Source organism: Treponema endosymbiont of Eucomonympha sp., from assembly GCF_001028545.1.
The window spans coordinates 1-4,662 of sequence record NZ_BBPW01000060.1 but is presented as its reverse complement, the minus strand read 5'-3'; the positions used below and the strand labels follow the sequence as shown (position 1 = coordinate 4,662).

Below are 4,662 nucleotides of genomic sequence, written 5' to 3'. Positions count from 1 at the left end.
ACAGTTATTGGCGAAATCACTGAAAGCAATGCGTTGCAAATTTCAGGAATCGGTAAGAGTGTTTCGATGGGTTTGCAGAAGGGCGTCATCGTTAATATTGAAGCAGCACGGCATTCTATTGCCGAGTCGGTTGAAAACGCTGAAATGATGTCTCCCTATGAGGTGCATTCTTGCGTTGCCGCAATCGGTGGCAGTCAGGTAGACGGTTTTAATTCAAAGGGGCTGGTCGCTGTTTTGCCGAAAAAGAATAAAATCCGGGAAATAAACCGAGAGGATATCGAGCGGGTGATCGACGCGGCAAAAGCTATCGTCATCCCGATGGATCGGCAAATCCTGCACGTCATACCCCAGTCTTATGCGGTTGACGGGCAACGAGACATTAAAGCCCCTCTCGATATGATTTGCGTGCGGCTGGAAGTCGAAGCGCATATTATTACTTCCGCAATTACGCCTTTACAAAATATCCAACGTTGCCTTATTCGCGCAAATTATGAACTTGAAGCCGTTATGTTGAAAACGCTCGCTGCGGTCAGAGCAGTGATGACAGAAGAAGAACTTGACCTTGGCTCTATTTTAATTGATTTAGGTGGCGGAACCACCGATATACTGGTATTAACGGCCGGCGCGCCAGTCTGCACGATATCGCTGCCAATCGGCGGAAGCTATGTGACAAGCGATATCTCGATTATGAAAGGAATCAGCTTTGAGACCGCCGAACGGATTAAACTGTCATCGGGTTGCTGCTGGGAAGAACTGCTTGAGGAACGCGAAGAAATCATTATTCCAGGCGTAGGAGGGCGTCCGCCGGAAGCGATTCCGCGAACAGAATTGTGCCGGATTATCCAACCGCGTATGGAAGAAATTTTGATTATAGCGCGGCGAGAAATCGTTCGGCTTACAAAAACTGACAGTTTATCAGGAAACATCGTACTGACAGGCGGCGGGACGCAGTTGCCTGGCGTGGTCGAATTGACGCAGACGGTGTTCAACACAAGCTCGGTACGCATTGGGTATCCGGAGAAGCTGGAAGGTATTGCCGACGAATTCAGAACTCCGGAATACGCGACTGCTATAGGGCTGGTGATGAGGATGACGGAAGAACGAAAACAATTTGAAACAAAGCGCGGGCATCAGTATAATGAGCGGAGCAATAAGAAAATGTCGCTTGCGGGGAAAGCGAAAAAACTTCTCGGAGAGTTTTTTTAACCCTTTTGTGCTTTTCGTTTGATTGGGTCGGGAGAACACTATTATGTTGAATTTTTCTGTCATTGGCGAAGAAAAACAGGACCATACGGTTATTAAAGTTGTTGGCTGCGGCGGCGGCGGGTCAAATGCCGTGAATCGCATGATTCAAGCCGAAGTGCAGAACATCGAATTTATCACGGTGAACACTGATTTGCAGGCGCTATCGGCCTCGCAGGCGGCGAAAAAAATCGGCATAGGCTCTAAGCTGACGGGCGGTCTCGGTGCAGGCGGAAAACCCGAAGTCGGCGAGCAGGCAGCGTTGGAAGACGAAGAAATGCTGACGGACACACTGAAAGGTGCGGATATGATATTCATTACCGCCGGCATGGGCGGCGGTACAGGCACCGGAGCCGCTCCGGTTATTGCCCGCATCGCAAAAAACGTGGGCGCGCTTACGGTCGGCGTTGTTACCAAACCGTTCAGTTTTGAAGGCAGAAAAAAAATGGCGCTCGCCGAGGAAGGCATTCAAAAACTGCACAACGAAGTCGATACACTTATCATTATTCCCAATCAGCACCTCCTGAAGATTATCGATAAACGCGCGCCGCTTCAGGATGCATTTGCAGTAGCAGACGATGTGCTTCGGCAAAGCGTACAGGGTATTTCCGATATCATTACACGACCCGGTCTGATGAATGTCGATTTTAACGACGTCCGAACGACAATGGAAGGGAAAGGCGACGCGATTATGGGCGTGGGCGTGGGAAGCGGCGAAAACCGTGCGGTTGACGCCGCAATGGCCGCCATTAACAATCCGATGTTGGAGGATTCGAGGATAGACGGCGCGAAAAACTTATTGGTAAACATTACTGGCGGAACATCTTTGGCACTGACCGAAGTGGATGAGGTGATGAACATAATCAATGCGTCCGCCGACGAAAACGTGCTTATCATTTTCGGCGCGGTGATAGACGCTTCCATGCAAGACGACATCGGAGTTACCGTGATTGCGACGGGATTTAACCGCGATGCTTCGTATCAGGAAGCAGTGTTTGAGCCTGCAGGGCAGACAGCCCGCCTTCAAAGAAGAAGTGATTCATATGTCGGCACTGCGGAGTATCTGGGCGTTACAAAAACGTTGCTCCGCTCCGGACGACCGCCCGTACCGGAAACGGCACTCCGCGCGAAAAATGCCGCTCCGCGAATCGGTGCAGCAGCTCCTCCAGAACTGCCGTTTAGCCGGTCAGGAGGGGCAGGAAACAACACTGACCTGAAAATACCCGCCGTGCTGAGAAATCCAAAAATTCATTTGGGGAACGAGTAAGAAATGACGCACAAGAACTCCTCGTCAGACAGCGCATTGGCAAAATCGCTGTTTGCCAATGCGCTGTCTGCGTTTTGTGCGGAACTGGCGCTGACAGAAGGGAAGGCGGCGCTTACGGTCGAAACCTACGCGCTGTCGCTGTCGCTTTTCGGCAGGTGGTGCGCGAAAAACGCGCTCTCGCTTGAAAAAGCAGGCATGCGGGAACTCGCCTATTATTTGGCAAAGCGCCATACGGAGGGTGCGTCGAACAAGACAGTGGCAAAGGATATTTCTGCGCTACGCACCTTCGGGGCATATCTGGCACGGCAGAAAATCTGGGGAGAAAACTATGCACTCCGCCTTGACCGCCCGCGCTCGGCACGGGACCTGCCGCGAGCACTTTCGGAGTGCAAGGTGAACACGCTGCTTTCCGGAATCGCCGCCGATACGGCGCTTGGCGTGCGCGACCGTGCGCTGTTTGAGCTGATTTATTCCGCAGGACTACGCGTCAGCGAAGCGACGGGGCTTTTAATAACGCAGACACACCTTGCGGAACACCTGCTGATTGTCCTCGGCAAGGGAAATAAGGAGCGCATGGTGCCGTTCGGCGAGGACGCGAGGCGGTGGCTGGCGGAATGGCTTGAACGGTTCCGCCCCGAAATTGTGGGTAGCCGCGCCGTGCCGGAGGTGTTTGTCAGTCGCCGCGGGCGGCCGCTGTCACGCAAAAGCATTTGGAAGCGGTTTCAAGACATTGAGGCGAGAACGGGGATATCCGCGAAGGTGCATACGCTCCGGCATTCGTTCGCGACGCATTTGCTCAAAGGCGGCGCCGATTTGCGTTCCGTGCAGGAGCTGCTGGGGCATTCGGATTTATCGACCACGCAAATTTATACGCACGTTGACGCAGCGCAACTGCAAGAGAGCCACCGGCGGTATTTCCCCGGCCACGCATAGCCGACAGCAGCTTCGACGGTTTTCAGCGCGAAGTCCCGCACATCTTCCTCTCTAGATGGAAGGAACCGGTGCCGCGAACACGTTCATGTTCTCTCGCTGCCGCCGCCCTTCGGCAGTATCGTGATATGCACCCGATATCCGCAACGTTTTTTTGCGTGAAGCATTGCCGACGCGCTGCACGGGTAATGTTTGAGTTTCTTGAGAAAACTCGGCGTTGCTTTGTGTTGCGTGAACACTCCCTGTGTAACGTCCAGACACTCAAACATCCATTTTTAATGGCAATTTTTATCTATACTGCCTGAAATTCAGGCAGTATACAAGCATTATCTCACCTATAAAGCGCTATTCATTGCGATATTTTGCATTTGGCATAACAAAAACGGGAATTCAGACAAAATCACGCACCGCAGGCATAGTGAGACACCAAGTTTGCATTCATCCGACCAAGATGAAGTTTTCATCATCATGTTTAGCGTACCCATAGCAAAGTTTTTTGCACGTTTCGCTTAAATTGAATATAATGATACTGTCTGTCTCTGTAAAATGCGCAACATAGGTGTTTTCAATCTCGGTGATAACATTTTTCAGCACCCGTTCGCTGTTTCTGATTTCAAATACCGAATATTGCAGGCGGTAGCCGAACTTTGACAGAAATTTTGAAAACTGCGTCCGTGTTTTATCGTCGCTAATATCATAGCTTATCACAAGCATGGCGTCATTTCTCAAAATTGACAAAAGGGAATTCGCTTACCGCCTTTTCCCGCATGAATGCACGGTAATAAGACTGAATGTACAAAAACAGTTCTTCCCGGTATTCTAACAAATTTTTTATAAACAATTGAATGTATGGGGCTGCTTTTTTCCCGACAATAAAATATTGTCCCTGCGCTACAGAAAAATCGGCTGTATGGCACTGTCCAAGGTTCAGCGCTTTACGAAGCGTTGAATCGATAATCGGACGGAACGGTTCCACCAAATCGCACACGAGCGATTTCCGGTGATAGAACTGCCGGTGCAGCACGCCGACATACGCGTCAAACCCATACAATTCAATAAGTCCGTGCACAAGGTTAAACAACAGCGAATACCCAATATCTAAAAGGCAGTTTGCCATATCGTGTTTGACGCGAGGACGCCGCGCATTCCAGTTATGTTCCTCAAACACGGCGGAAAAATAGTGCTTAGAAGCGACGCCTTCTGTGCCCATTATCTCTTGCAGC

The 4,662-nt window shown here is 50.7% G+C and carries 5 protein-coding genes; 3 read left to right on the top strand and 2 right to left on the bottom strand.

All coding sequences use genetic code 11. The features are described from left to right. The 3 genes from ftsA to AWU74_RS03895 all read left to right on the top strand — a co-directional run. On the top strand, positions 1–1,206 hold a 1,206-nt coding region (gene ftsA / locus AWU74_RS03905; RefSeq protein ID WP_162504770.1), incomplete at its 5' end, for a cell division protein FtsA. A gap of 43 nt (positions 1,207–1,249) precedes the next feature. After that, positions 1,250–2,509 (top strand): cell division protein FtsZ, encoded by a 1,260-nt coding sequence (gene ftsZ / locus AWU74_RS03900; RefSeq protein WP_062327824.1) that lies wholly within the window; start codon positions 1,250–1,252, stop codon positions 2,507–2,509. 3 nt (positions 2,510–2,512) lie between these two features. Continuing rightward, a complete protein-coding gene (locus AWU74_RS03895) occupies positions 2,513–3,442 on the top strand; it encodes a tyrosine recombinase (protein WP_086045932.1) in 930 nt (309 codons plus the stop codon). 435 nt (positions 3,443–3,877) lie between these two features. Here the strand turns inward: AWU74_RS03895 and cas2 are convergent, their stop codons facing one another. Then, the gene (cas2, locus tag AWU74_RS03885) at positions 3,878–4,147 is read right to left on the bottom strand and encodes a CRISPR-associated endonuclease Cas2 (RefSeq protein ID WP_202811814.1); all 270 of its coding nucleotides are present in this window, start codon (positions 4,145–4,147) and stop codon (positions 3,878–3,880) included. A 10-nt stretch (positions 4,148–4,157) separates the two neighbouring features. After that, positions 4,158–4,662: CRISPR-associated endonuclease Cas1 (gene cas1 / locus AWU74_RS03880; RefSeq protein WP_162504769.1), on the bottom strand; the 505-nt coding region annotated here is incomplete at its 5' end.